Annotated in this window: 22 protein-coding genes and 1 pseudogene; 15 read left to right on the top strand and 8 right to left on the bottom strand. The window is 68.4% G+C overall.

Annotated elements, in window-relative coordinates; all coding sequences use genetic code 11:
- Positions 1-119: 119 nt before the first annotated feature.
- Positions 120-608, top strand: a complete 489-nt coding sequence (locus tag ACLJOO_RS07750; protein WP_410786135.1) for a PH domain-containing protein — start codon at positions 120-122, stop codon at positions 606-608.
- On the top strand, positions 605-2020 hold the full coding sequence (locus ACLJOO_RS07745) for a PH domain-containing protein (RefSeq protein ID WP_410786133.1): 1416 nt from the start codon (positions 605-607) through the stop codon (positions 2018-2020). The genes ACLJOO_RS07750 and ACLJOO_RS07745 overlap by 4 nt, the downstream gene beginning before the upstream one ends.
- Before the next feature lie 104 nt (positions 2021-2124).
- Here ACLJOO_RS07745 and ACLJOO_RS07740 read toward each other — a convergent pair.
- Positions 2125-2613: pseudogene (locus tag ACLJOO_RS07740) on the bottom strand (SAM-dependent methyltransferase); the annotation flags it as partial.
- 204 nt (positions 2614-2817) lie between these two features.
- Here ACLJOO_RS07740 and ACLJOO_RS07735 point away from each other — a divergent pair.
- Complete coding sequence (locus tag ACLJOO_RS07735; protein WP_410786131.1) at positions 2818-5598, top strand: AAA family ATPase; 2781 nt, start codon at positions 2818-2820, stop codon at positions 5596-5598.
- Here ACLJOO_RS07735 and ACLJOO_RS07730 read toward each other — a convergent pair.
- The gene (locus ACLJOO_RS07730; RefSeq protein WP_410786130.1) at positions 5588-6154 is read right to left on the bottom strand and encodes a 2'-5' RNA ligase family protein; all 567 of its coding nucleotides are present in this window, start codon (positions 6152-6154) and stop codon (positions 5588-5590) included. The two genes, ACLJOO_RS07735 and ACLJOO_RS07730, sit on opposite strands and share 11 nt — an antisense overlap.
- Before the next feature lie 82 nt (positions 6155-6236).
- On the opposite strand from ACLJOO_RS07730, the gene ACLJOO_RS07725 reads away from it, so the two are divergent.
- The 7 genes from ACLJOO_RS07725 to ACLJOO_RS07695 all read left to right on the top strand — a co-directional run bounded on the left by ACLJOO_RS07725 (position 6237) and on the right by ACLJOO_RS07695 (position 13304).
- Positions 6237-7085, top strand: coding sequence for a Rossmann-like and DUF2520 domain-containing protein (locus ACLJOO_RS07725; RefSeq protein WP_410786128.1), 849 nt, complete (start codon positions 6237-6239; stop codon positions 7083-7085).
- The gene (panC, locus tag ACLJOO_RS07720; RefSeq protein WP_133785767.1) at positions 7082-7909 is read left to right on the top strand and encodes a pantoate--beta-alanine ligase; all 828 of its coding nucleotides are present in this window, start codon (positions 7082-7084) and stop codon (positions 7907-7909) included. The genes ACLJOO_RS07725 and panC overlap by 4 nt, the downstream gene beginning before the upstream one ends.
- 141 nt (positions 7910-8050) lie before the next feature.
- Complete coding sequence (locus ACLJOO_RS07715; RefSeq protein ID WP_410786127.1) at positions 8051-9709, top strand: L-aspartate oxidase; 1659 nt, start codon at positions 8051-8053, stop codon at positions 9707-9709.
- On the top strand, positions 9702-10556 hold the full coding sequence (gene nadC / locus ACLJOO_RS07710; RefSeq protein ID WP_410786125.1) for a carboxylating nicotinate-nucleotide diphosphorylase: 855 nt from the start codon (positions 9702-9704) through the stop codon (positions 10554-10556). Before ACLJOO_RS07715 ends, nadC begins: the two co-directional genes overlap by 8 nt.
- On the top strand, positions 10556-11320 hold the full coding sequence (locus ACLJOO_RS07705) for a type III pantothenate kinase (RefSeq protein ID WP_410786124.1): 765 nt from the start codon (positions 10556-10558) through the stop codon (positions 11318-11320). Before nadC ends, ACLJOO_RS07705 begins: the two co-directional genes overlap by 1 nt.
- Before the next feature lie 77 nt (positions 11321-11397).
- Positions 11398-11838, top strand: a complete 441-nt coding sequence (locus tag ACLJOO_RS07700; protein ID WP_410786123.1) for a hypothetical protein — start codon at positions 11398-11400, stop codon at positions 11836-11838.
- A gap of 35 nt (positions 11839-11873) precedes the next feature.
- Complete coding sequence (locus tag ACLJOO_RS07695; protein ID WP_410787130.1) at positions 11874-13304, top strand: multicopper oxidase family protein; 1431 nt, start codon at positions 11874-11876, stop codon at positions 13302-13304.
- On the opposite strand, the gene ACLJOO_RS07690 is transcribed toward ACLJOO_RS07695, so the two are convergent.
- Positions 13292-13852, bottom strand: a complete 561-nt coding sequence (locus tag ACLJOO_RS07690; RefSeq protein ID WP_410786121.1) for a carboxymuconolactone decarboxylase family protein — start codon at positions 13850-13852, stop codon at positions 13292-13294. The genes ACLJOO_RS07695 and ACLJOO_RS07690 overlap by 13 nt on opposite strands.
- A 132-nt stretch (positions 13853-13984) precedes the next feature.
- On the opposite strand from ACLJOO_RS07690, the gene ACLJOO_RS07685 reads away from it, so the two are divergent.
- The gene (locus ACLJOO_RS07685; protein WP_410786120.1) at positions 13985-15283 is read left to right on the top strand and encodes a hypothetical protein; all 1299 of its coding nucleotides are present in this window, start codon (positions 13985-13987) and stop codon (positions 15281-15283) included.
- Here ACLJOO_RS07685 and ACLJOO_RS07680 read toward each other — a convergent pair.
- The 4 genes from ACLJOO_RS07680 to ACLJOO_RS07665 form a co-directional block, all read right to left on the bottom strand.
- Positions 15269-15928 carry a DedA family protein gene (locus tag ACLJOO_RS07680; RefSeq protein ID WP_410786119.1) on the bottom strand — a complete coding sequence of 220 codons (660 nt, stop codon included), beginning with the start codon at positions 15926-15928 and terminating at the stop codon, positions 15269-15271. The two genes, ACLJOO_RS07685 and ACLJOO_RS07680, sit on opposite strands and share 15 nt — an antisense overlap.
- Before the next feature lie 213 nt (positions 15929-16141).
- Positions 16142-17041, bottom strand: a complete 900-nt coding sequence (locus ACLJOO_RS07675; RefSeq protein ID WP_410786118.1) for an SPFH domain-containing protein — start codon at positions 17039-17041, stop codon at positions 16142-16144.
- On the bottom strand, positions 17029-17475 hold the full coding sequence (locus tag ACLJOO_RS07670) for an NfeD family protein (RefSeq protein WP_410786117.1): 447 nt from the start codon (positions 17473-17475) through the stop codon (positions 17029-17031). The genes ACLJOO_RS07675 and ACLJOO_RS07670 overlap by 13 nt, the downstream gene beginning before the upstream one ends.
- A 74-nt stretch (positions 17476-17549) precedes the next feature.
- Entirely contained in the window at positions 17550-18116 is a 567-nt protein-coding gene (locus ACLJOO_RS07665) for an ArsR/SmtB family transcription factor (RefSeq protein ID WP_410786116.1), read from the bottom strand.
- 58 nt (positions 18117-18174) lie between these two features.
- Between ACLJOO_RS07665 and ACLJOO_RS07660 the strand changes: the two genes are divergently transcribed.
- Positions 18175-19398: an MFS transporter gene (locus ACLJOO_RS07660; protein ID WP_410786114.1), complete on the top strand. Its 1224-nt coding sequence runs from the start codon at positions 18175-18177 to the stop codon at positions 19396-19398.
- A gap of 61 nt (positions 19399-19459) precedes the next feature.
- Here the strand turns inward: ACLJOO_RS07660 and ACLJOO_RS07655 are convergent, their stop codons facing one another.
- The gene (locus ACLJOO_RS07655; RefSeq protein ID WP_410786113.1) at positions 19460-20884 is read right to left on the bottom strand and encodes an RNA-guided endonuclease TnpB family protein; all 1425 of its coding nucleotides are present in this window, start codon (positions 20882-20884) and stop codon (positions 19460-19462) included.
- A gap of 143 nt (positions 20885-21027) precedes the next feature.
- Between ACLJOO_RS07655 and lysS the strand changes: the two genes are divergently transcribed.
- The 3 genes from lysS (at position 21028) to ACLJOO_RS07640 (ending at position 26018) form a co-directional block, all read left to right on the top strand.
- On the top strand, positions 21028-22548 hold the full coding sequence (lysS, locus tag ACLJOO_RS07650) for a lysine--tRNA ligase (protein ID WP_410786112.1): 1521 nt from the start codon (positions 21028-21030) through the stop codon (positions 22546-22548).
- A 217-nt stretch (positions 22549-22765) separates the two neighbouring features.
- A complete protein-coding gene (locus tag ACLJOO_RS07645) occupies positions 22766-23095 on the top strand; it encodes a histone-like nucleoid-structuring protein Lsr2 (protein ID WP_410786111.1) in 330 nt (109 codons plus the stop codon).
- A 376-nt stretch (positions 23096-23471) separates the two neighbouring features.
- Entirely contained in the window at positions 23472-26018 is a 2547-nt protein-coding gene (locus ACLJOO_RS07640; protein ID WP_410786110.1) for an ATP-dependent Clp protease ATP-binding subunit, read from the top strand.
- Positions 26019-26031: the final 13 nt, after the last annotated feature.

Raw genomic sequence — 26031 nt, 5'->3', positions numbered from 1 at the left:
GAGCGTCCACGATGAAACCCGCATCGAGGACGCTCCTCCGCCTTGCGATGCACGCACCTGGACGCCACCAGCACTCAACCTGCGCCGCTCACGGCACACTTTCGTGACAGGCTTTACCCGTGGACGACCTCTTCGCACCCTCGGATGTCAGTTGGACGCCGGTCTCGCCCAAGCTCGCCACGCTGCGGCGGCTGAACGCGGCGATCGTTGCCGGGCTGGCCGCGATCGTGGCGCTGGTCGCGCTCGGGCTCACGCTGAGCTGGCTGTACAGCGTACTCGCGGTCGTACTGATCGCGCTGGTCTTCGGCTGGGCCTGGGTGCTGATCGGACGCAACCAGCGCTCCTGGAAGTACGCCGAGCGCGAGGACGAACTGCTGGTCAGCCACGGGGTCATGTTCCGCGAGTTGGTCGTCGTACCGTACGGCCGGATGCAGTTCGTGGACGTGACCGCCGGGCCGCTGGAGCGCGCGTACGGGATGGCCACCGTGGAGCTGCACACGGCGACACCGGCCACCGACGCGAAGATCCCGGGGCTGCATCCGGACGAGGCCGGCCGGCTCCGCGACCGGTTGTCCGCCCTCGGTCAGGCGCAGGCGTGGGGCCTGTGACCGAGCAGATTGAGCAGACGGGGGAGGTCGTCGGCCAACGGCTTCACCCACTCACCCCCTTCGTCAAAGGCTGGGGGTACTTCGTCGTCGCGGCTGTCGCCCTGGTCAACAACGAGGGCCTGCGGAGCAACCTGACGGTCGCCGGCATCGGCCTGGCCGGTGTGCTCGTCGGCGGCATCCTGCTCGGCGCACTGTCCTGGTGGTTCACCAAGTGGCAGTTGACTGCCGACGCGATCCGGGTGGACAGCGGGTTCCTGTTCCGCCGGACCCGGATCATCCGGTTCGACCGGATCCAGGCGATCGACGTGGCGCAGCCGTTCGTCGCGCGGCTGTTCGGCATGGCCGAGCTGCGGATGGACGTGGCCGGCGGCGGCAAGAGCGACGGCAAGCTGAGCTACTTCCGGTACGAGGAGGCGCAGCAGCTCCGCACCACGTTGTTGGTCCGCGCCAAGGGCGAGAAGGCTGCTGAGCAGCAGGAGCACGATCAGCAGGCCGAGGCGCTGGCTCCGCCGCTGCTGACGGTCCCGACGAACCGGCTGCTCGGTGCGACGCTGCTGTCGTCCACGGTCGTCGCCAGTGCCGGCGCACTGATCTGGCTGATCGTCGCGACCATGGTGCTGGACTTCCACATCGGTCTGTTCGCCGGTCTGCCGCTGTTGCTCGGTGTGGTGCAGCCGATCTGGAAGCAGGTCGTGGGGAACCACGGGTTCACGCTGTCCGAGACCAGCCACGGTCTACGGACCAAACGGGGACTGTTCGACGTCCAGCGCCAGACCGTACCGCCTGGCCGCGTGCAGGGCCTGCTGATCACCGAGCCGCTGATCTGGCGACTGCTCGGCTGGTCCCGGGTCGAGCTGGACATCGCGGGCGTGGCCGGTCAGAAGGAGGACGGCGACGACGCGCTGGAGGGCGCACAGCTGCTGCCGGTCGGCGAGCGTGCCGAGGTGGCCTATGTCCTCGCGCGGGTGCTGCCCGGCTTCGACCTGAGCCGCATCCAGATGCATCCGGCACCGGAGCGCGCCAAGTGGCTGCGTCCGATCGGCTGGCGGTACCTGACGTACGGCGTCGACGACCAGGTCATGGTCACCACGCGCGGCTGGGTGAGCCGCCGTACGTCGATCGTGCTGCATCACAAGACGCAGTCGGTCCGGCTGGAGCAGGGGCCGATCCAGCGGCGCCTGGGGCTCGCCAACGTGCATGTGGACACCCCACTGGGTCCGACAGACGCCACCGCGCTGCACCGCGACCAGGCGGAGGCTGCGGCGCTGGTGGAAGCTCAGGCGGACAGGGCGCGCGAGGCCCGCCGTACGGTGGCCGCGTCGGTCGCCGTCCAGACCCAGCCGAACCCGCCGAGTCCGGACGGGTCCAGCAACTCGGCTGCCTCCCCGGCTGACGACAGCTCGGACAGGTAGCGCAGCGGTTCGGTCTGAGCCAGCTCCAGGCTCGGCCGGGCTCCACTGACGCCCAGAGCTCGCAGGGCGTCCCGCTGTCTCAGGATGGTGCCGCCTAGCGAGTCGAGGGCCACATGAGCAGTGATGTCGCAGCTGCCGTCGGGTTCAGGTGAACACTCACGGCCGTCGCGGAAGCCAGTCAGAGTCCCGTACGGCGGTCGGCTCGACTTCACGTGCCCGTAGTCGATGGCGATGGCGAGACTCCCGCGTGTCAGCCGACTCACCACGTCGGCCCAGGACTGATCGCGAGAGGTTCCGACCTCCGCCCGGTCACCGGGCTCGCCAGGCCACCATTGCTCGAGCCACAGCAGATCGTTGCCTTCCACAACCGGTCCTGGGGTGAGGTCGGCGAGGAGGTAGCGAGGAATGCCGTCGTCGTCCCACTCGACCACCTCGCACGGGACGTTGTCGAGCCACTCGTTGGCGATCACCAGCCCGGTCAACTCAGCGGGTAGCTCGTCGTCGAGTTCGATGTCCAGCACCGAGAGACCTTCGCCGCGCAGGACCTTGCCCAGTTCGCCGGACCCGGCGCCGATATCGACCACCGTGGACATACCGAGCTCACCGGCCAGGCGCGCGATGGCCTGCCCGAACAGGGCGGATGCGTGCACCGACGTACGGAAATGCGCAGACGGGCGCTCCCGGCGGTAGAAACCGCCAGGGCCGTACAGAGCCTGTTGCCAGGCGTCTCGGAAGGTCTCGGTCATCAGGTGCCGTTCGGAGAGGATTGGACCGCCACGATCCTAGGATCAGGCATCGTGGCGAAACTTCCGGAGGAGCTCGGGGTCCTGTTCGAGGGTGACCCGGCGTTCGATGTGGTCGGCGCCGAACCGCCGTACGTCGTCACTCCGGAGTGGCTCGACGCGACGAAGGCCAAGGTCGCGGATCTGGTGGACCGCCCAACGCTGGGCAAGGTGTCGGCCAGCAACAAGTACTTCATCGAAGGCTCACCGTTGCTGGTGGACACGTTCTACTTCGTGTTCAAGAGCCTGTGGCCGGCGCTCGGCATCCTCGTCGGCGGTGCGCGGAACCTGCACTTCCTGCTGCTCAACCAGTGGCGCGAGGAGCCGCAGGAGATCGACACTGACATCGCCAACTGGCGCGAGACCGGCGCGTCCTTCGACATTCCGTACCCGCTCCGGCGGGACCGGGATTCGCAGGAGGAGGTCATCCGGGCCTGCCGGGAGATGCTGGACCTGCTGATCGGCATCCCGGGACTGGAGGCCCGCCGGAAGGCGATGGCGTCCATGCTGGACCACGTCCTGGCCAGTCCGGAGCTGCTCGGCCTGCACCTCACCCAGTCCCGGCAGGCGGTGCTGAGGCGCTGGATCGAGGAGTTCGGCGACGACGACACCCGCCAGGTCTACCCGAACCTGTCCGGCAACCCGCTCGACCTGATGGTGTACGGCGTGAACCGGCTGCAGGCGGCGTACGCGCGGATCGCGGCGGTGACGCCCGAGGCGGAGAAGCCGTTCGCGGAGGAGATCGCCGGCCTGCTCCAGCAGATCGGACGTACCGACCTGCCTGCTGGGCTCTCGTTCTCGGCACTGGGCCCGTCCGGGACGGCCGAGGTCCAAGCGGCGCTCGACAAGGCGAAGACGCGGCCGGATCCGGCCGAATGGCGACGCCGGCGGCAGGCCTGGATGATCCGGGCGGTCGAGGCCGGAGCGCCGTACGACGCCCGCGAGTACCTGGCCGCGATGTACCAGGTCGGCGCCAGCCTCAACGGGCTTCCGGACAAGGCGAAGGCGTCGAAGGAGCTGTACATGGTCGCCGGTTTCTTCCGGGGCCTGCGCGACCTGCACTCGTTCCGGCCGCCGAAGGCCGTGGTCGAGGCGGAGGCGCCGGACAAGCTGCGGGCGGATGTGCCGGCGGCCGGCGACCCGATCGCCGACCTGAACGAGATGACCGGTCTGGGCGTGGTGAAGGCCCGCGTGCACGAGCTGGTCGCGGAGGCGAAGGTCGCCAAGCTGCGAGCGGAAGCCGGGCTGCGGCTGCCGAAACCGATGGGGCACCTGGTCTTCAGCGGCAACCCGGGCACCGGCAAGACCACGGTCGCCCGGATTCTCGCCGAGGTCTACCGGGACCTGGGCATGCTCTCGTCGGGCCATCTGGTCGAGGTGGGGCGGGCCGACCTGATCGCGTCGTACATCGGCCAGACGGCGCCGCGGGTGACCGAGGTGGTCGAGCGTTCGCTGGGCGGCGTGCTGTTGATCGACGAGGCGTACTCGTTGTTCAACACCTCCGGGCGGGATTTCGGCCGCGAGGCCGTCGCCACCCTGATCCAGCTGATGGAGACGCACCGCGACAACCTGGTCGTGGTCATGGCCGGCTACCCGAACGAGATGTACTCGCTGGTGGACAGCAACCCGGGCCTCAAGTCGCGGATCCGGACGTTCGTGAACTTCCCGGACTACACCGACGCCGAGCTGCACCAGATCTTCCTGCAGGCGGCCGAGCAGGCCGGGTTCGTGCTGGGTGACGGGGTGTCCGAGCAGGCGCTCGCCGCACTGCACAAGGCGCCGCGGGCACCCGGGTTCGGCAACGCGCGGACGGTACGGACGTTGCTGGAGCGGATCGCGACGCTGCAGGCGGTCCGGCTGTCCACGCTGGAGTCCCCGACCATGGAGCAGGTCCGGACGATCGAACGGTCCGATGTCGCCGACCTGGCCGACGAGAACCTGGGTGATCTGCCACGCCACGACGACCCGCGGTCCGAACTCGCGGCGATGACCGGGCTCATTGAGGTCAAGGCGACCGTGGAAAGGCTGGCCGCGGAGGCGCAGGCCGACGTACTGCGGTCCAAGGCCGGGATGCCGCCGACCGAGCGATCGCGGCACATGGTGTTCAGCGGCAACCCGGGCACCGGCAAGACCACGGTGGCCCGGCTGCTCGCCGAGATCTACCGCGACCTCGGCCTGCTCGGCGTCGGCCACCTGGTGGAGACGAGCGGCAACGAGCTGATGGGACAGTACGTCGGCCAGACCGCGCCGAAGGTGAAACGCCTGGTGGAGCAGGCCCTGGGCGGGGTGCTGTTCATCGACGAGGCGTACACGCTGGCGGACGCGCGCGGCTACGGGGCTGATGCGCTCGCCACGCTGATCAAGCTGATGGAGGAGCACCGCGAGGACCTGGTCGTGGTGCTGGCCGGGTACACCGAACCGATGGAGGGCCTGTTCCTGCAGAACCCCGGGCTGCGTTCGCGGGTGCCCACGACCTTGGAGTTCCCGGACTACTCGTTGCCGGAGCTGCAGGAGATCTTCCAGTACCTGAGCGGCAAGGCCGGGTATCTGCTGGCAGACGGGATCGTGGAGCGGGTCGGCTCGTTGCTGGACCGGATCCGGCACATGGCGGAGTTCGGCAACGGACGGGACGTGCGGAACCTGTTCGAGGCCACGGTGTCCGAGCAGGCCGTCCGGATCGGTGCGCTCACCGACCCGAGCGTCGACCAGTTGCGTGAGCTGACACCGGCCGACGTACCGGCGGACTGGCAGGCCAAGAAGGCTGCCGGCGCGGTGGGCTTCCAGATCAGGAAGTAGCGGACCCCAGCGGTACGCCGCCGAGCTGGTGCCACACGCCCTCTGCGTCCTCGCGCCACAGCTCGAGCTCGGTCAGCTGGACGGTCGGAGCCGGTGCCGCGGTCAGGGCGGCGTCCGCCTCGGCCACAACAGCCGGACCGCCTTGGGCGGACGACGAGATCGTCAGGTGCGGATGCGGGTCCGGGAACTCACCGCCGTACGGCGGGCACTCGGGGAAAGCGTCGAAGACGGACAGGAGCACCGAGCGGACCTTGTCGAACGGCTCCGGCTTCAGCCACACCGTACCGTTCGGGAACTGGCCCGCGGTCGGGAAGCTGAGCTCGAACGGCTCGATCGACGCCACTGCCGCCTGTAGCCGGGCCAGGTCGGTGTCGGTGGGTTCGGCAACCCAGGGGACCAGCACAGTCACGTGCGGCGGGATGAGCTCGGTCAACGGGACCTGTGGTCGCGCAGTCGACCGTGACACCGAACGCCAACGCTCTGTGTACTCCGCCAGCTCGGGAACTGTGATCAGGATCGCGGTCAATTCGGCACCAGCTGCCCACGCATCACTCACTCACACATGCTCTCATCACCTACGCTCATAGGTAGATCGTCTGGTACCCGGAAGCGGGACTGGAACGAGAAGAGAGTGAGTGATGGAACGGATCGGCTTGATCGGAGCCGGCCGGGCCGGGACCGCCCTGGGAGCAGCCTTGGCGGCAGCCGGACATCCCCTGGTCGGAGTCACCGCGCGCTCGGACGCGTCCCTGGACCGCGCCGCCCGCCTTCTGCCCGCTGTGCCCGTGCTGACCGCTGACGAGGTCACGAGGCGCGCCGACGTCGTACTGGTCGCCGTACCGGACGACCTGATTCACGAGGTCGCGCAGACGCTGCCGTTGACGAGTGCGCAGTACGTCGTGCACCTGTCCGGGGCACACGGTCTGGCCCCGCTGACCGGGCTTGCTGCGACACCTGTCGCGCTGCACCCGTCAATGACCTTTCCGGGCGGTCCGGTCAGCCTGGACGGGGTCATGTTCACCGCGACCGCTCCGGATGCGGCACGGTCGATCGTCGAGCGGATGGTGAAGGCGCTGGGCGCACAGGTGCAGTGGGTCGCCGACGACCAGCGTGCGCGCTACCACGCCGGTCTGGTCCACGGCGCGAACCACCTCACCACACTGGTCTCGCAAGCAGTCGCCGTACTGCGGGAGGCGGGCGTAGCGGATCCGGTGGCGACACTCCGGCCGTTGCTCGTCGCAACCCTCGACAACACGCTGCGATCCGGTCATCATGCGCTCACCGGGCCGATCGCCCGGGGCGATGTCGACACGGTGGCAGCACATCTGGCAGTACTTCGGGGCAGCACGCGGCGCACGTACGCCGAACTGGCCCGGGCGACTGTGGAACTGGCGACGGACGGGCGGCTGGACGCGGAGACGATCCGCCGCTTGACCGACGTACTGGACGGGCACCGGGCAGACCGGACAGGGGAGGCACCGCGATGAGACTCACCCAGACCAAGGCCGAACTGCGAGCAGCGGCCGCGATCCGGCCGCGGGCGGTCGTGATGACGATGGGCGCCCTGCACGACGGCCATGCCGCGCTGCTGGCCGAGGCCCGCGAACGCGTCGGACCGGACGGCAGCGTGGTCCTGACGATCTTCGTGAACCCGTTGCAGTTCGGGCCGACCGAGGACTTCGACCGGTATCCGCGGACGCTGGCCAGCGACCTGGCGATCGCGAAGAACGAGGGCGTCGACCTGGTCTTCAACCCGTCCCGGGACGAGCTGTACCCGAACGAGCCGTCGATCACCGTGCATCCGGGCCCGCTGGCCGACGAGCTCGAGGGCGTGTTCCGGCCCGGCCACTTCTCCGGTGTACTGACCGTGGTGTCGAAGCTGCTGCACCTGACCGCGCCCGACCTGGCGTTGTTCGGCGAGAAGGACTACCAGCAGTTGACGCTGATCCGCGAGATGGTCTGCGACCTCGACATGGACGTCGACATCGTGCCGGTGCCGACCGTGCGGGAGGCGGACGGTCTCGCACTGTCCTCACGCAACCGGTACCTGAGCGAGACCGAACGTGACGAGGCGCTGGTGCTGTACCGCGCGCTGAGCGCCGGTGCGAAGGCCGGGATGAACGGGCCGGACGCGGTGCTGGCCGCGGCGCAGGCCGAGCTCGAGGCGGTGCCGTCGGTGAAGATCGACTATCTCGCCCTGCGAGCACCCGATCTCGGCCCGGTGATCGGCCCCGGCGAGGCCCGGATGCTGATCGCCGCCCGCGTCGGCCTGACCCGTCTCATTGACAACATTTCCATCACGCTCAGATGAAATCGGTTGATACGGTCACCGAATGACAGTGCTGATGCCACGCCTCCGGCGCGGCGGGCCACGGGGCTGTAACTCCCGTCCTTCCCTCGTCGCTCCGGTCGCTTCGCTCCCTCCGCTCCTCAGTCCAGGACGGGAGGCCCCGTGACCGGATCCGCAGTCCCGCAACGGCTGGCCGCGCCGGAGGCCGGCTGGACCGACACAGTTGACGTGGTGGTGATCGGCTCGGGCGTCGCCGGGCTGAGCGCCGCGCTCAAGGCCCGCGAGCTGGGCACCGTCCTGGTGGTGACGAAGGACGTCGTCGCCTCGGGCTCCACGCAGTGGGCGCAAGGCGGCGTCGCCGCTGCCCTCGACCCGGAGGACTCCCCCGAGGAGCACCTGCAGGACACGCTCGTCGCCGGCGCCGGACTGAGCGACCCGGAGGCCGTCCGGGTGCTCGTCACCGAAGGCCCGGACGCCGTCCGCGACCTGATCGACCTCGGCGCGCGCTTCGACACCATGGCCGATGGCGAGATCTCGCTCGGTCGTGAGGGCGGGCACCACCGCAACCGGATCGCGCACGCCGGCGGCGACGCGACCGGCGCCGAGATCGAGCGTGCCCTGGTTGCCGCAGTCAAGCGGGCCAAGGACATCCGGCTGATCGAGCACGCCCTCGTCCTCGACCTGCTCACCGCCTCCGACGGCTCCATCGCCGGCGTGACGCTGCACGTGATGGGCGAGGGTCAGCTGGACGGCGTCGGTGCGATCCGTGCCCGGGCGGTGATCCTGGCGTCCGGCGGCCTGGGACAGTTGTATGCGGCAACGACCAACCCGAGCGTGTCGACCGGCGACGGAATGGCGCTCGCGCTGCGGGCCGGTGCGAAGGTGCGGGACCTGGAGTTCGTGCAGTTCCACCCGACGGTGCTCTGGCTGGGCAAGAGCGCGAAAGGCCAGCAGCCGTTGGTTTCCGAGGCAGTCCGCGGCGAAGGCGCGTTCCTGGTCGACCACACCGGCAAGCGGTTCATGCAGGGCCGGCACGAGCTCGCCGACCTCGCGCCGCGGGACATCGTGGCGAAGGCGATCATGCGCCAGATGATTGCTACCGGCAAGGACCACGTCTACCTCGACGCCCGGCACTTCGGCGACGAGAAGTGGCGGGTACGGTTCCCGACCATCCTGGCGTCCTGCCGCTCGCACGGTATCGACCCGGTCCGCGAACTGATCCCGGTCGCCCCCGCCTGCCACTACTCGTCGGGCGGCGTGTGGACGGACCTGAACGGCCAGACCTCGGTGCCCGGCCTGTACGCGTGCGGTGAGGTTGCGTGCACCGGCGTACACGGGGCCAACCGGCTCGCCTCGAACTCGTTGCTCGAAGGGCTCGTGTTCGCCCGCAGGATCGCCGCGCACCTCGCGAACGGGCTGCCCGAACGGCGGGAGCCGGTCGTGGACCGCCGTACGCCGGGACTCGTGGACGCGGACGTCGTACCCGAGCTGCAGCGGGCGATGACCGTCGGCGCCGGCGTGATCCGGAGCGCGACCGGGCTGTCGGAGGCGGGTGCGGCGATCGCCAAGCTGATCGAGCAGCCGTACGACGAGCCGGGGACGCCGGGCTGGGAGGCGACGAACCTGGTGACGGTCGCCTCCGCGCTGATCGCCGCGGCGACCGCCCGCGAAGAAAGCCGTGGCGCGCACTGGCGCGAGGACCACCCGGACCGCGATGATCTGCACTGGTTCGGAAGCCTGGACGTGACACTTGATCACCAGGCTGTGCCGCAGACCACGTTTGTTTCGCGCGAATCCGAGGAGAATGACCGGCATGGATGAGACAGTCGACCGGCAGTGGGTCGGGGACCTCGTGCGGGCGACCATCGAGGAGGACCTGGCCGGAGGCGTCGACGTGACGACCACCGCCACGGTCGACCCGGACCAGGTGTCGGTCGCCGAGCTGGTCGCCCGCGCCGACGGCGTGGTGGCGGGCCTGGAGATCGCGGAGCTGGTGCTGCGGCAGGTCGCGGCGAAGGACGAGATCGAGATCGAGCACACCGTCCGCGACGGCGACGCCGTGCAGCGGGGCGACATCCTGATGACCGTCCGCGGCAAGACGCGGCAGCTCCTGACGGCCGAGCGCACCACGCTGAACCTGCTCTGCCACCTGAGTGGCGTCGCCACGCTGACCCGGCGCTGGGTGGACGCGGTCGACGGCACCGGCGCGGTCATCCGCGACACCCGCAAGACCATGCCGCTGCTCAGGTCCCTGGAGAAGTACGCCGTACGCTGCGGTGGCGGGAAGAACCACCGGATGGGTCTCTCGGACGCCGCGCTGATCAAGGACAACCACGTGATCGCGGCCGGTGGTGTCGCGGAGGCGTTCCGCCTGGTGCGCAAGGCGTATCCGGAGATCGGGATCGAGGTCGAGGTGGACTCGGTCGAGGACGCGGTGATCGCGGTCGAGTCCGGCGCCGAGCTGATCCTGCTGGACAACATGGACGTCCCGTTGCTGCGTGAAGCTGTCGAGAAGGTCGCGGGCCGGGCCCGGCTGGAGGCCTCCGGCGGGCTGACGCTGGACAAGGCGCGAGAGGTCGCCGAGACCGGTGTCGACTTCCTCGCGGTCGGTGCGCTCACGCACTCCGCGCCGGTCCTCGACATCGCCTTGGACCTGCGAGAGGCCTGATGCTGCTCACCGTCGCCGTCGAGAACACCAGGACGCTGGTCGGCCTGGTGTTCGAAGGCACGGTCAAGCGGCACTGGTGGGTCGGGACCGATCCACGTCGTACTGCGGACGAGTGGGCGGTGCTGCTGCAAGGCCTGCTTACCGGTGAGTCGCCGGTGTCCGGGATTGCTGTGTGTTCCGCCGTACCGCATGTGCTGCACGAGTTACGGGATGTCGTGTCGCGCTACTACCAAGGCGTGCCGAGTGTCGTCGTCGAGCCCGGTGTGAAGACCGGGCTGCCGGTGCTGGTCGACAACCCGCGAGAGGTCGGCACGGACCGGATCGCGAACGCGCTCGCCGCGGTGACGCTGCACGGCGCGCCATGCTTGGTCGTCGATGTCGGTACGGCGATCACGATCGACGTGGTCAACCCGGCCGGCGCCTTCATCGGCGGAGTGATTGCCCCGGGCATCGAAACCGCGACCGACGCGCTCGGGCAGGCGGCCGCGCAACTGCGTCGGGTCGAGCTGGTCCGGCCGCGATCGGTGGTCGCGAAGAACACTGTCGAGGCGCTGCAGTCCGGCGCGATCCACGGCTTCGCGGCCCTGGTCGACGGTTTGGTCGCGCGAATCCGGACCGAACAGTCTCTGAACGACGACGTCGCGGTCGTCCTCACCGGCGCCCTCGCACCGCTCCTCGCCGGCCAGCTGAACACCCCGGTCCGCGACGAACCGTTGCTGACCCTGCGCGGTCTGTATCAGGCCTTCGCCCGCAACCACGGCTGAGAGTTAACCTCTTGTGCGCTTGAGGTGACCTGCCTCACTATGAGCCCCAAGGGGTGACTTCAGGGGTTGGGGGAAATATGAGGTCTGTTTATCGTGCCTTGGCCGGGCTCATCGCGATCGGTGTCCTGGTCCAGGCGGCGGCGATCGCACTCGCCTGGTTCACGGTCATCAAGGACGTCGACGGCGGCTCGGTCTTCACCGAGGACTCCGGCGCCAACGTCGGCCATACGATCCACACCATCGTCGGGAGCGGGGTCATCCCGCTGCTCGCGATCCTGCTGCTGATCATCTCGTTCTTCGCGAAGGTCGACGGCGGGGTCAGGTGGGCGCTGTACGTCTTCGGCCTGGTCGCGTTGCAGTTCGGCCTGGCTGCCGCGGCGTTCGGTGCGCCGGTGATCGGCGCGCTGCACGGCCTGAACGCCTTCGCACTGCTCGCAGTCGCGGGTATGGCGTCGCGCCGAGCGGCCGGTCCGGCGGCCGTAGAGTCCCCGGCCACGACGACCGAGGCGACCACCTAGATGCCCTTGGCAACTGACAGGCGGCGGTCGTGACGATGCGGCCGCCGCCTCGTCGGGTGCTGATCGCGATCGTCGCAACGATCGTCGTGCTGGCGCCGATCGGTTTCTTCTGGCAGCGGAGCCTGGTTCCTGGCGACCTGTCGCCGATGGCGATGGGGTACGCCGACTACGGTGGTGGACCGGCGTCGGCGCATGACCACCACGGTACGGACGTCAGCCAGCTGACCGGTCCTACCGATCAGAAGCCTGACGTCGCGGTGGACCTCGTCGCGCGCAAGGAGCGCTTCGAGATCCCCGGCCGCGGATCGATGGACGGCTACACGTTGAACCACACGTCGCCGGGGCCGCGAATCGTCGCGAAACAAGGCGATCTCGTCCAGGTCACACTGCGCAACGAGAACGTTGCCGACGGCATCACACTGCACTGGCACGGTGTCGACGTACCGAATGCCGAGGACGGTGTCGCGGGCGTCACGCAGGACGCGATTCCGCCGGGCAAGTCGTCCGTGTACCGCTTCGTCGCGAAGGACGCCGGCACGTACTGGTACCACTCGCACCAGGTCTCGCACGAGCAGGTTCAGAAGGGTCTGTACGGCGTACTGATCGTCCAGCCGACCACGACGGACGTGATCGCGGCGGTGCACACGTACGACAAGGTCCGCACGGTCAACGGCGAGTACGGCGAACGTCGCCTGAAGGCACCCGGTCCGATCGCACGCGTGCGGTTGATCAACACGGACAACGGACCGATGGCGGTCTGGGTCGACGGGGCGTCGTACAAGGTGGTCGCGGTCGACGGGACCGAGGTGAACGCGCCGACCGAGGTGAGTGGGAAAGCGGTGCTCGTCACCGCGGGCGGCCGGGTGGACCTCGAGATCCCCACGGCGAAGCCGGTGCGGATCGGACTCGGTGGGGGACCGACGACCCTGGTGATCGGCGACGGTGACGCGCCGACCGGGACCGAGCCGCGAGACCGGGTCGACCTGCTGAGTTACGGGGAGCCGAAGCCGCTCGGGTTCGATCCCGCGAAGGCGACCCGGGTGTTCCGGTACGACATCGGCCGGCGGATCGGGTTCTTCGACGGGAAACCCGGGCTGTGGTGGACGATCAACGGGCATCAGTACCCGGACGTGCCGATGTTCGTGGTGAGCGAGGGCGACATCGTCCGGATGACGATCAAGAACACCTCAGGGCAGGTCCATCCGATGCACCTGCACGGCCACCACGTCGTCGTCCTGAGCCGCGACGGGGTGCGCGCGACCGGGAGTCCGTGGCGGACGGACTCCCTCAACGTCGAGGACAAGGAGACCTACGAGGTCGCCTTCGTGGCCGACAACCCGGGCATCTGGATGGACCACTGCCACAACCTTCCGCACGCCGCGCAAGGCCTCGTGACCCACCTGATGTACACGGGCGTCACCACGAAGCACCACCTCGGCGGCACCCCGAAGAATCAGCCTGAGTAGATCGGGCGGCCGACCGTGAGGGCTTTGCGGAGGGTTTCGGGCAGGCCGTTGAACGCCTCGTCGGGTTGCGTGCCGGTGGCGTCGAGGGTCTTGGAGAAGAAGGCCCGGGCCGCGGCGGCCAGGGCTACGTCGAGTACGTCGGCATCCGTCAGGCCGACTGCTTTCAGTGCGTCGACGTCCGCCTGGGTCACGGTGTCGGCAGCGAGTGCGATCTGGCGCGCAAAGGCCATCACGGCACGGTCGACCGGGTCGTTCGCCGGTTCGTCGACGAGCGCCGCGACTTCCTCCGCGGTGTAGAACTTGTCGGCCAGGATCTGCCCGTGCGCGAGGCTGCAGTAGCTCGACTTCAGCGCGGTCGCCGCGGCCAGCGTCGCGAGCTCGTATCGGCGCAGGTCCATGGACTCCTTGATCGCGCCGTTCAGCTGCTTCCACGCCTCGTAGACGGCCGGTCGCGCGGCGAACGTGTGGACGAAGTTGGGCACATGCCCGGCCGGCGCCCGATTCGCCGCGAACAGCTCCGGGTCGTTCGGCGTACCGATGAATGCCATCGTGGTTCCCCCCTCAGTGGCTTACCTCACGGTAGGTGCGCGATACCGATCCGGCAACGGCCATGGGGAAAGGGCACCCGCGACTGGGTATGGTTCACCCGGTTGGTCGTGAGGAGACGAGGGGTGGTCGGAATGCGGCGCGTGCTCGCCGTAGCGCTGGCGGTGGTTGCGGGCGCTGCCTCGCTGACTGCTTGTGCCTCCGATCCGGCGCCGACCGAGGTCGCCGTCGCGTGGGCGCCGAAGGGGCGTCCTGCGGTGCTGGTGACCTGGAAGGACAACGGGCAGCCGAACCGGGTCACGATCGAGGGTGTGCTCAGCGAGAGCCCGTCGTACGTGAAGTACATCCCGGCCGGTGAGCCGAACCGGTGGGAGATCCCGACCTCGGCGTTCCCGCCGGACGGGAACTACAAGGTCGCCGTCGGGACCGGAACCTCACAGGGCGGCGTGACCAGCAAGCTCACCAAGTCGCCGGTGTTCGACACCGACGGTCCGGTGCGGCCGAGCGCGGCGGCGGTGGCGAAGCAGGGGCGCGGGGTGCTGATCAGATGGTCGGTGCCGGTCGCTCCGCAGGACTTCACGCCGAACGACCCGCTGGACGTGAAGGGCAAGAAGACCCAGCGGTACGTGCCGATGATCGGGCGGCCGGGTCAGATGCTGAAGGTGATCGGCCCGGCGACGACCTCGAACCGCCAGGTGATCAAGAGCGTCAAACCGCCGTACACGTTCCAGCTGCGCACCCAGAACGAGTGGAGCACCAGCATCGGCGGGCAGGTGCTCGGGCTGACCAGCTCGATCAACGCGGCCGTACCGAGGCTGGCCCAGTTCAGTGTGCCGATCCGGGTCCGCGGGCGGGTCATCCTGCACCAGGTCGGCTGCGACCTCGACGCGCCGTGCACGAGCAAGCGCGCGACCCCGGCCGGCGTACCGGTCGTGGTGCTGACCCAGGTCACCCCGGGCGCGCGGTGGACGCCGGCGGCGCGCGGGTCGACGACGGCCGGCGGGTACTACGACATCGCGGTGCCGACCGGTGGCAGTCGCCCGTACAAGATCACCGTGCCGGAGAACACCAAGGGCGGGACCCAGACGGGTACGTCGACCAGCAAGCCGGCGTACACGAAGAGCATCGTCCGGGTCGCGTCGGCCGGATTCGCCAACGGGAACACGGCGACGGCGAAGGGCTCGACGGTGACCGTGTCCGTCGCCGTGAAGCCGGGCATGAACACGACCGTGATGCTGCAGGCCTGGAACCGGCAGACCCGGCGGTGGGTGGACTCCAAGGCGCTGCCGATGCGCAACGGCGCGGCCGCGCTGGCGTTCAAGGCCGCGCAGCCGGGCGACTTCGTCTACCGGTTCGTGATCCCCGGCGCGATGATGTTCGGCCGGCCGATCGACGGGATCACCACGCCGGGGCTTGAGCTACACGTCCGCTGACTCGGCCGGTACCGGCTCGGGAACCTGTTCGCGGCGGCGTTTGCGGACCTTGTGGACGACGTACAGCGCGACCGCCACGACCGCGACGGCGATCAGCGCGAACACCGACACCCGGCCGAAGATCTTGTCGGCGTTGTCGCCGATCTTGTACGCGACGACACCGATCGTGGTCGCCCAGGCGATGCCGCCGGCGGCGTTCGCGACCAGGAAGCGCGGGTAGTGCATCCGCAGCATGCCTGCCATCGGGCCCGCGAAGATCCGCAGCAGTGCGACGAAGCGGCCGAAGAACACCGTCCAGACGCCGTACTTGTGGAAGTACTTCTCGGCCCGGACGATCCGGTCCTCGGAGAAGTGATGGAACCGCTTGCCCAGCCGCTCGAACAACCGGCGGCCGGCCTTGCGGCCGATGAAGTACCCGATCGAGTCGCCGATGATCGCGCCCGCGGCGGCGGCCAGGATCACGAACTCGATCTTCAGATGATGCTGCTGCGACGCGAGCAGCGCGGCCGCGATGAGCGTGGTCTCACCGGGCAGCGGCACACCCATGCTCTCCACGCCGATAACAAGTCCGACCACCAGATACGCCAGCACGGCCACCCCCGACGGGATGGCGATCGCTTGCGCGATCAGCAGAGGTTCCCCCATGCACCCATAGTGACATCGTCAGACAACCGATTTGGTGACCAGGCAACTAGAAGTCGTGGCTGGTCGTCCCACGCCTACTGCGGGGCACTCGGCACGGCACCTCGCCGCACGGGGGCAAAGGCCACGATGATCCGCATCGAGACCTTCGCCCCCGCGCGCCGATGCACCGCACCGAGCACCTCCTCGCTACGGCGTGGGACGACCAGCCACGACTTAACTCCGGGAAATCTCAGGGTCGTGGCCGTTGCCGGACGGGATCGCCGGAGTCGCTGGGGTCGTCGTCTCGCCGCTGAAGGCCTTGGTGACGTTCTGGAGTGCGGTGGTGACTTCGGACGGGATGACCCAGAACGTGTTGCCGGGTCCTTTGGCCAGCTCGGGGAGCATCTGCAGGTACTGGTACGCGAGCAGCTTCGGGTCCGGGTCGTTGCGGTGGATCGCCTCGAAGACGGTGTCGATCGCCTTCGCCTGACCCTCGGCGCGCAGGATCGCGGCCTGCCGGTCACCCTCGGCCGTCAGGATCCGGGACTGCCGCTGACCTTCGGCGTTCAGGATCGCGGCCCGCTTCTCCCGCTCGGCCCGCATCTGCTTCTCCATCGACTCCTTGATCGACGCCGGCGGCTCGATCGCCTTGAGCTCGACCCGGTTGACCCGGATGCCCCACTTGCCGGACGCCTCGTCGAGGACCCCGCGGAGGATCGAGTTGATGTGCTCGCGCGACGTCAACGTCTTCTCCAGGTCCAGGGCGCCGATCACGTTCCGCAGCGTGGTCACGGTCAGTTGCTCGATCGCCTGGATGTAGTTCTGGATCTCGTACGCCGCCGCGCGCGGATCGGTGACCTGGAAGTACAGCACCGTGTCGATGTGCACGACCAGGTTGTCCTCGGTGATCACCGAGTTCGGCTGGAACGACACCACCTGCTCGCGCAGGTCGATCAGCTGCCGGGGCCGGTCGATGAACGGGATCACGACGTTCAGCCCGGGCTCCAGCGTGCGCAGGTACCGGCCGAGGCGCTCGACGTTGCTGGCCCGCGCCTGCGGCACGATCCGCACGGTCCGCAGTACCAGCACGACGGCGAGCAACGCGACGACGATTCCGATGATCAGTTCGGCCATGGTTCCTCCTGAGGATGGACGAGGGCGGTAGCCCCCTCGATGGCGAACACGTCGACCCGGGTGCCCGCGGGGATCTGCAGATCGGGGTCGTAGGAGCGGGCGCTCCACTCCTCGCCGCCGATCCGGACGCGGCCGGCGTCCCGGTCACACGGTGCGAGTACGACGGCCTCCCGGCCGATCAGTGCGGCGACACCGGTCCGCAGCTTCGGGTGCCCGGTCAAGTGCCGGCGCGCGACCGGGCGGACCAGCGTGACCATGGCCGCGGCGGTGATCGCGAAGGCCACCACTTGGAACGCGATACCGAGTCCGAGCGCGCCGATCCCGGCCGCGGCGAGCGCGGCGACGGCGAGCAGGAGCAGGTCCAAGGTCGCCGTCATCAACTCGGCCGTGCCGAGGACGGCGGCGACGATCAACCACAGGATCCAGGACTGCATGGCGACCACCCGACGGCGGAAAGTACCTCTACCTTCGACGGTACTCCGACATACGCAGATCCGTAGCTAACGGTTCAGCTGCCTTCCGGCGGATCCCCGGTCGGTACGACGGCTATCAGCGACGTCACCTCACGCGTCCCGGCCGGATGACTCGCCGCCGTCCGGGTCTTCTTGTAGCGGTCGACCAGGTCGCTCAGGTCCTGGTTGAACTGCTCTGCCTCGTCACGGGTCAGCCACAACCGGGACCGGCTCATCGAGCTGACGCCGTCCCAGGGATCGTCCGCGTCCATGTCCACGAACTGGTCGAGGACCGCGTCCATCGCGGTCTTGATCATCGCCTGGCTGGCCAGCCGCCCGGCGCCGGTGGACTGCGACGAGATCACCAGGCTGGCGGCCGGCGCCTGCCAGGGCCGCTCGCGGCCGTCGGCGGATTCGTCGGCGCGCTGGATGATGCCCCACTTCTCCAGCGCGCGCAGGTGGTAGCTCATCGCGGACGGCGTCAGCCCGGCCAGCTCCGCGCACTCGGTCGCGGTCAGCACCTTGCCGTTGAACAGTTCGTCGATGACCCGCTGCCGGGCCGGGTGCGCGAGGGCGCGGATCGCCTTCGGATCCGTGATCACCAGCCGCTTCTTCTTCGCCACGAGGTCAGCGTAGCGAACCGCTTGACGCCGCGAAATCTGAAGTGTTTACTTCACAACTATGAAGCAAACACTTCAGACCTCGATCTGGTCGTCCCGGGACATCCGGCTGGTCCTGCCCGCTCGCGCGCTGTCGTACGCGGGCGACTCGATCGCCCTGATCGCCCTGATGCTGCGGGTCTCCGACGGGCATGGGCCGGCGGCCGTCACGGCGCTGCTGCTCGCGTTCGCCGTACCGACCGTGCTGATGATCCCGTTCGCCGGGCGGATCGTGGACGGGTTCGACTCGCGGAAAGTCCTGGTCTGGTCAGGGCTGCTGCAAGTGGTCGCCGGCGTCGGGCTCGCGTTCGTGCACGACCTGGTCAACACGCTGGCTCTGGTGTGCGTGCTTCAGATCGGCCAGGCCGTCGCCGGGCCCGCGTGGGGTGCGCTGATCCCGCGGATCGTCGGCGAGGAACTCGTCGGGCGCACCACCGGGACCAGTCAGGCGCTGATCGGGGTCGCGACGCTCGCGGGCTCGGCAGCCGGCGGTGTGCTGGTCGGTTGGGTCGGCAGCCGTGGCGCCCTGCTCGTCGACGCCGCGACCTTCCTCGCTCTGGTGGTCGTCGCCCAGCTGGTCCGCACCCGTCGTCGGCCGGAGCCTGGGGCCGCCCGCGAGCGTGGCGGGGTGTCGGCGGGACTGCGCGCGATCTTCGGTGACGACATCCTGAAGATCCTGGTTCCGGCGCTCTGGCTGTTCGTGGTCGCGGGCGAGGCGGTCAACGTCGTGGAGGTCTTCCTGATCACCGGCGAGCTCGGCCTCGGGCCTGCTCTGTACGGCGCGGCGGGTGCGGCGACCGGGGGCGGGGCGATCTTCGGCGCCTGGTACAGCGGCCGGCTGAACGGCGATCGGGCCCGGGCCGTGGGAGTCGTCGTCGGAATGGCGGCGATCGGTGGGTCGAGCGTGCTGATGGGCCTGGCAGGGAACCTCGTGACACTGCTGATCGGGGCCACCACGATCGGCGTCGGCAGCGGGATGCTGAACGCGGCGACGAGTTCACTGGTAGTGACCAGGTCTGCCGAAGCTGTCCGTGGCCGGGTGATCGCGGCCCTGAACGGCACGGTCCGCTCGTTCAGCATTCTCGCGATGCTGCTCGGCGGTCTGGCGGGTGCGCTCATCGGTCCGCGCGGGACGTTCGTGACCTGCGGAGTGGCCTGCGTGGCGGCCGCGGCGATCGTCGGCGCCCTGGTCGCCCGGAGCAAGGACCGAACAAAGGATTCGGAGCTGGAGGCACTCAGTCACTGAAGCGTGTGTCGAACAACCAGGTAGAGGCCGTGAGACACCGCCCTTCTCGGGCGTCTTCTGTTCAGGCAGCAGGTACTGTCTGAGCGTCGGTTCCCACGTCTTCCAGGCCGGTTTCACTCTCATCCGGATGAGAGCCAGTGCCTTCCTGTCGATGGGCATTGGTGACCGGGCCTCCTGCTTGGGGGTCCCGGGTCCGGGCGTGAGTCTTCTCGGCCCAGATCGCGAGGTTGATCGCGGCGTTGAGGTCGCGGTCGAGGGTGTGCCCGCAGGGAGCGCACTCGAAGGTCCGTTGAGCGAGGGTCAGGGCTGGTGCCACTGTCCCGCACGCTGAGCAGGTCTTCGATGAGGCGAACCAGCGGTCCGCCTTGATCAGCGCGCCGTGCCGCCACGACTGCTTGTAGGCGAGCAGTCGGGCAAGCTCGGCCCACCCGGCATCAGAGATAGCGCGTGCGAGCCGGTGGTTGCGGAGCATCCCTGCCACGTTCAGGTCTTCGATGACGAGACGGTCGTGGGTCTTGACCAACTCGTTCGAGACCTGGTGCAGGAAGTGCTTGCGGACGTTCGCGACGCGGCGGTGGTGCCGCCCGAGCCGAGCGGCGGCCTTCCTCCTGTTCTTCGAACCTCTGGATTTCCGGGACACGGCCCGCGCGAGCCGTCGCTGCCGTCGCATCCCGGTCGCAAAGGCCTTCGGCGGGTTGGCGACCCGCGCAACTTCGGCGCCTTCACTTGTGGCGGCCACTACGAGCGCCGACAGACCTCGGTCCACACCGACCCAGCCGCCTTCGTCGTCCGCAGCGCGAGCCGAGTGCCGCTGGCTGGGGTGGAGGTCGGCGGCCTCGACGTTCAACGAGACCCACCATCGCCCCGCTCGACAGTTGATGGTGGCGAACAGCACTTTCCCTCGGCCTTTGGCCAACAGTCGGCGGAGGCGGCGGGTGTCGTCGTGCACCCGCATAGTCCCGATGCCGGGCAAGGTCACTGATCGAGGGACGCTGTCGCCCACGCGGATCGCTGGTCGACCGCCCTTGGGATGCTTGTTCCGAAGCCGGAATGACCCGGCGTTCTGGCTCTTCTTCTTGAACTGCGGGTGCCCGACCCTTCGGCCCGGGCGCTTGCCCTGGCGCGAATCGCTCCACGCCCGGAGTGCCTTGCCGAGATCGACGGCGGCCTCTTCGAACACCTGCTGACACACCTTCGCCCGCCATGTGAGCCCGGTCACCACGATTGCCGCCGTGTTGCTGCCGTCGACAGCGATCACACGACCGGCAGCCTCGGTCTTCTTCCATGCGTTGAAGAGGTTGACCAGATCGAAGCCGGTCCAGGGGACCGTCTCGGAGGCATCGCGCCGCCGGCCGGCACGGGCTCGTAGGTGGAGGCTGAGGCACTCGTTGAACGCGAATCGCGCGGCTCCTGCGTGTCGGACGAGCGCGGCCCGCTGCTCGGCCGTCGGGTCGAGGCAGAAGCGGAAGGTCGTGTGCCGAGTCATCGCCGCTCATGCTCTACGAAGCCGCCGACAGTTTGGTCCACGGCGTCGACGTTGCAGTACACGGTGGCCCCGTTGTTCCGGTTGCACACTTCTCCACACGAGTCGACCAAAAGTAGTTGGACGACAGCCTCTAGCCTTTAGGCATGACTGATGCACACGTGGACCCGGTGAACCCCGACAGCGGGCAGGACGACCTGCCTGAGCAGATGCGGGTTCGCCGGGAGAAGCGTGACCGCCTGCTGGCGGAAGGAGTGCCGCCGTACCCGATCTCGGTGCCCCGGACGCACCTGCTCAAGGACCTGCGGGCGAAGTACGACGCCCAGGACCTGGAGCCCGACACCCGGACCGGCGAGCAGGTCTCCGTGGCCGGCCGGGTGATCTTCCTGCGCAACACCGGCAAGCTCTGCTTCGTCCGGCTCCGCGAGGGGAACGGGACCGAGCTGCAGGTGATGTTCTCGCTCGCCGACCTCGGCGAGGAGGAGCTGGCCCGGTTCAAGCAACTCGTCGACATCGGCGACCTGCTGTCCGTCCAGGGCGAGGTGATCACCAGCCGCCGCGGTGAGCTGTCCGTGCAGGCGACCGCGTGGCAGATGGCCGCGAAGACGCTCCGCCCGCTCCCGAACGAGCACAAGCCGCTCAGCGAAGAGGCCCGGGTCCGGATGCGGTACGTCGACCTGATCGTGCGTCCCGAGGCGCGCGAGATGGTTCGCGCGAAGGCAGCTGTCCTGAAGTCGCTGCGCGCGACGTACGACGGTCACGGCTTCGTCGAGGTCGAGACGCCGGTGCTGCAGCTGACCAACGGCGGCGCCGCGGCCCGGCCGTTCTCGACCCACCTGAACGCGTTCGACCAGGAGATGAAGCTCCGGATCGCGCTCGAGCTCGACCTCAAGCGGGCGATGATCGGCGGCGTCGACCGGGTCTACGAGATCGGCCGGACGTTCCGTAACGAGGGGCTGGACTCCACCCACTCGGCGGAATTCTCGATGATCGAGGCGTACCAGGCGTACGGCGATTACGACACGATGGCCGAGCTGATCCAGGAGCTGATCCGGAACGCGGGCCGTGCGATCGGTCGTACGACGATCACCGGGCGCGACGGTTCGACGATCGACGTCGAGCAGCCGTTCCAGCACGCGACGCTTTTCGGGCTGCTCTCGGAAGCGGTCGGTGAGAGTGTCGACGCGAGCACCGACCTGGCCAGTCTGACCAAGTTGGCCGAGCAGCACGACGTCGAGCTGCAGCCGGGCCGGAATGCCGGCGAGATCGCCGTCGACTTGTTCGAGAAGCTCTGCGAGCACACCCTGATCCAGCCCACCTTTGTCCGCGACTATCCGGAGTCGGCGCGACCGCTGGCGAAGCCGCACCGGGAAATTCCGGGGCTGGTGGAGGCCTGGGACCTGTTCTTCAACGGTGTCGAACTCGGGGTCGCGTACTCGGAGCTGAACGACCCGGTGATCCAGCGCGATCGCCTGGTGGAGCAGTCGTTGCTGGCCGCCGCGGGCGACCCGGAGGCGATGGATCTCGACGAGGACTTCCTGCGCGCGATGGAATTCGGGATGCCGCCGGCCGGCGGGATGGGGATGGGCCTGGACCGCTTGGTGATGTTGCTCACCGGGACCGGTATCCGGGAGACGATTCTGTTCCCGTTGCTGCGTCCGGAGTGATTTTCCAGGTCGTTGCATAGCACAACGGACGGCCTTCGCAAATCCAGGGGCCGAATTTATTCCGGACCGGCCGGTTCGAACCGGATGAATACGCAAGGTCACCATGACTGCACTGCGTCGATGAATGACAAGCACCTGGTTTGTGCGGTACAAATCAGGTGCTAACAATTCAGCAGGGGGATTGTGCCCGATGGCGGGCGCGGAAAGGTTGTCATCGATGGCGCAAAGGGTGCAGGTGGTTCTCGAGGACGATCTCGACGGCGGTAAGGCCGACGAGACTGTCACTTTCGGGCTGGACGGAACGACCTACGAGATCGACCTGTCCAAGAAGAACGCCGCGAAACTGCGCGACGCACTCGCCGCGTATGTCGGCTCGGGCCGCCGGGTGGCCGGCCGCCGGGGTGCGGCGGGCCGGGCGCGCGGCCGGGGCCGGTCGGCCTCGGACTCCGCGGACATCCGGGCCTGGGCCAAGGAGAACGGCTACGAGGTCAGCGAGCGCGGCCGGATCTCCGCCGAGGTGCGCGCGGCGTACAACGAAGCGAAGTAACGTCCCGCCTCGCTCCGCTCGGCGGGGTGGTGTGGGTTTTCAGCTGTCGCCGGTCCCGGCACCCGCATTGGGTGCCGGGACCGTCCGCATTCCGGTTGTTTCACAGAGTGGGACACGGCGTGTCGGATCTGATGGCTGACCCGGCAGGCAGTTCTGGGAATTCGCTGGTGGCGAACACGCTGTCGGATCGCGGTGCACCGGGAACACGCTGGTTACCAGTGCGGTTGTTCCCTTGTGATGCCGCCCGGACGGCCGATGGACCCGTGATCGGGTGTTCGCCGAGAGCGAGGCTGTCGGTGCCGGGGACTAGCATGCATGTACGGGGGTCGGCCAACACGGCACGTCCGACTCCTCTGAGGCAAGGAGCGCTTTGGCGATGTTTGAACGATTTACGGACCGCGCCCGTCGGGTAGTCGTCCTGGCACAGGAAGAAGCCAGGATGCTCAGTCACAACTACATCGGGACCGAGCACATCCTGCTCGGCCTGATCCACGAGGGTGAAGGGGTCGCCGCCAAGGCTCTCGAGAGCCTGGGTATCTCGCTCGAAGCCGTCCGGTCCCAGGTCGAGGAGATCATCGGCCAGGGGCAGCAGGCACCGAGCGGGCACATCCCGTTCACTCCCCGCGCCAAGAAGGTGCTGGAGCTCTCCCTGCGCGAGGCCCTGCAACTGGGCCACAACTACATCGGCACCGAGCACATCCTGCTCGGCCTCATCCGCGAGGGTGAGGGTGTCGCAGCGCAGGTCCTGGTCAAGCTCGGTGCGGACCTGAACAAGGTCCGGCAGCAGGTCATCCAGCTGCTGAGCGGTTACCAGGGGAAGGAGTCGTCGCCGCAGGGCACGGCTCCGGAGGGTGCACCCAGCAGCTCCCTGGTGCTCGACCAGTTCGGCCGGAACTACACCCAGTCCGCTCGTGAGGCGAAGCTCGACCCGGTGATCGGGCGCGAGACCGAGATCGAGCGGGTCATGCAGGTGCTGTCCCGGCGGACCAAGAACAACCCTGTCCTGATCGGTGAGCCGGGTGTCGGCAAGACCGCCATCGTGGAAGGTCTGGCCCAGCAGATCGTCCGTGGTGACGTCCCGGAGACGCTGAAGGACAAGCAGATCTACTCTCTCGACCTGGGCGCCCTGGTGGCCGGTTCGCGCTACCGCGGTGATTTCGAGGAACGCCTGAAGAAGGTGCTCAAGGAGATCCGCACCCGCGGTGACATCGTGCTGTTCATCGACGAGATCCACACCCTCGTCGGGGCCGGCGCGGCCGAGGGCGCGATCGACGCGGCGAGCATCCTGAAGCCGATGCTGGCTCGCGGTGAGCTGCAGACGATCGGCGCCACCACCCTCGACGAGTACCGCAAGTACGTCGAGAAGGACGCCGCGCTGGAGCGCCGCTTCCAGCCGATCCAGGTGGCCGAGCCCTCGATCGCGCACACGATCGAGATCCTCAAGGGCCTCCGCGACCGGTACGAGGCGCACCACCGGGTGACCATCACCGACGCCGCGCTGGTGAACGCCGCGCAGATGGCCGACCGGTACATCTCGGACCGGTTCCTGCCGGACAAGGCGATCGACCTGATCGACGAGGCCGGCGCCCGGCTCCGGATCCGCCGGATGACCGCTCCGCCGGACCTGCGCGAGTTCGACGAGAAGATCGCCACCGTGCGCCGGGAGAAGGAGTCCGCGATCGACGCGCAGGACTTCGAGCGCGCCGCCCGGTTGCGGGACGACGAGAAGAAGCTGATCAACGCGAAGTCCGAGCGTGAGAAGCAGTGGAAGGCCGGCGACATGGACGTGGTCGCCGAGGTCGACGAGGAGCTGATCGCCGAGGTGCTCAGCACCGCGACCGGCATCCCGGTCTTCAAGCTGACCGAGGAGGAGTCCTCGCGGCTGCTCGACATGGAGAAGGAGCTGGCCAAGCGGTACATCGGCCAGACCGACGCGGTCAAGGCGCTGTCCCGCTCGATCCGGCGTACCCGCGCCGGCCTGAAGGACCCGCGCCGCCCGAGCGGCTCGTTCATCTTCGCCGGCCCGTCCGGTGTCGGTAAGACCGAGCTGTCCAAGGCGCTGACCGAGTTCCTGTTCGGCGACGAGAACGCGCTGATCAGCCTCGACATGTCGGAGTACTCGGAGAAGCACACCGCGTCCCGGCTGTTCGGTTCGCCCCCTGGGTACGTCGGCTACGAAGAGGGTGGCCAGCTGACCGAGAAGGTGCGCCGCAAGCCGTTCAGCGTGGTGCTGTTCGACGAGGTGGAGAAGGCCCACCCGGACATCTTCAACTCGCTGCTGCAGATCCTGGACGAGGGTCGTCTGACCGACGCCCAGGGCCGCGTGGTCGACTTCAAGAACACCGTGATCATCATGACCACGAACCTGGGCACGAAGGACATCGCCAAGGCGGTGAGCCTGGGCTTCTCGCAGGCGAGCGACACTACGTCGTCGTACGAGAAGATGAAGGCGAAGGTCACCGAGGAGCTGAAGCAGCACTTCCGGCCGGAGTTCCTGAACCGCGTCGACGAGATCGTGGTCTTCCACCAGCACACGATGGCGGACATCGTCCAGATCGTGGACCTGATGGTGGCCCAGATCGAGCAGCGGCTGAAGGACAAGGACATGGGCATCGAGCTCACGGCGGCGGCGAAGGAACTCGCCGCGAAGCGTGGCTTCGACCCGGTCCTCGGCGCCCGTCCGCTCCGTCGCGCACTGCAGCGCGACATCGAGGACGTGCTGGCCGAGAAGATCCTGTTCGGGGAACTGCGTCCCGGCCAGATCGTCCTGGTCGACGCCGCACCGGAAGGCACGGTCGACTCCGAAGGAGTGACCGAGTACTTCACCTTCACCGGTAACCAGAAGTCGACGACCTCCGACCTGGAGCTCACCGACCTCACCACCGGCGGCACGACCGGCACCACAGGTCTCCAGGACACCTGAGCCAGTAGCCGGT

Origin of the sequence: Kribbella sp. C-35, assembly GCF_046549195.1 — a bacterium.
GTDB lineage: Bacteria > Actinomycetota > Actinomycetes > Propionibacteriales > Kribbellaceae > Kribbella.
The sequence above is the reverse complement of the archived record's forward strand: the minus strand, read 5'-3'. Positions and strand labels throughout refer to the sequence as shown.

Coding starts and splice junctions, on each gene's coding strand:
- ACLJOO_RS07645 (WP_410786111.1), top strand. CDS start 22,766: ATGGCGCAAAGGGTGCAGGTGGTTCTCGAGGACGATCTCGACGGCGGT.
- ACLJOO_RS07705 (WP_410786124.1), top strand. CDS start 10,556: ATGCTGCTCACCGTCGCCGTCGAGAACACCAGGACGCTGGTCGGCCTG.
- ACLJOO_RS07675 (WP_410786118.1), bottom strand. CDS start 17,041: ATGGCCGAACTGATCATCGGAATCGTCGTCGCGTTGCTCGCCGTCGTG.
- ACLJOO_RS07660 (WP_410786114.1), top strand. CDS start 18,175: ATGAAGCAAACACTTCAGACCTCGATCTGGTCGTCCCGGGACATCCGG.
- ACLJOO_RS07700 (WP_410786123.1), top strand. CDS start 11,398: ATGAGGTCTGTTTATCGTGCCTTGGCCGGGCTCATCGCGATCGGTGTC.
- ACLJOO_RS07670 (WP_410786117.1), bottom strand. CDS start 17,475: ATGCAGTCCTGGATCCTGTGGTTGATCGTCGCCGCCGTCCTCGGCACG.
- nadC (WP_410786125.1), top strand. CDS start 9,702: ATGGATGAGACAGTCGACCGGCAGTGGGTCGGGGACCTCGTGCGGGCG.
- ACLJOO_RS07640 (WP_410786110.1), top strand. CDS start 23,472: ATGTTTGAACGATTTACGGACCGCGCCCGTCGGGTAGTCGTCCTGGCA.
- panC (WP_133785767.1), top strand. CDS start 7,082: ATGAGACTCACCCAGACCAAGGCCGAACTGCGAGCAGCGGCCGCGATC.
- lysS (WP_410786112.1), top strand. CDS start 21,028: ATGACTGATGCACACGTGGACCCGGTGAACCCCGACAGCGGGCAGGAC.
- ACLJOO_RS07725 (WP_410786128.1), top strand. CDS start 6,237: ATGGAACGGATCGGCTTGATCGGAGCCGGCCGGGCCGGGACCGCCCTG.
- ACLJOO_RS07685 (WP_410786120.1), top strand. CDS start 13,985: ATGCGGCGCGTGCTCGCCGTAGCGCTGGCGGTGGTTGCGGGCGCTGCC.
- ACLJOO_RS07690 (WP_410786121.1), bottom strand. CDS start 13,852: ATGGCATTCATCGGTACGCCGAACGACCCGGAGCTGTTCGCGGCGAAT.
- ACLJOO_RS07655 (WP_410786113.1), bottom strand. CDS start 20,884: ATGACTCGGCACACGACCTTCCGCTTCTGCCTCGACCCGACGGCCGAG.
- ACLJOO_RS07695 (WP_410787130.1), top strand. CDS start 11,874: ATGCGGCCGCCGCCTCGTCGGGTGCTGATCGCGATCGTCGCAACGATC.
- ACLJOO_RS07680 (WP_410786119.1), bottom strand. CDS start 15,928: ATGGGGGAACCTCTGCTGATCGCGCAAGCGATCGCCATCCCGTCGGGG.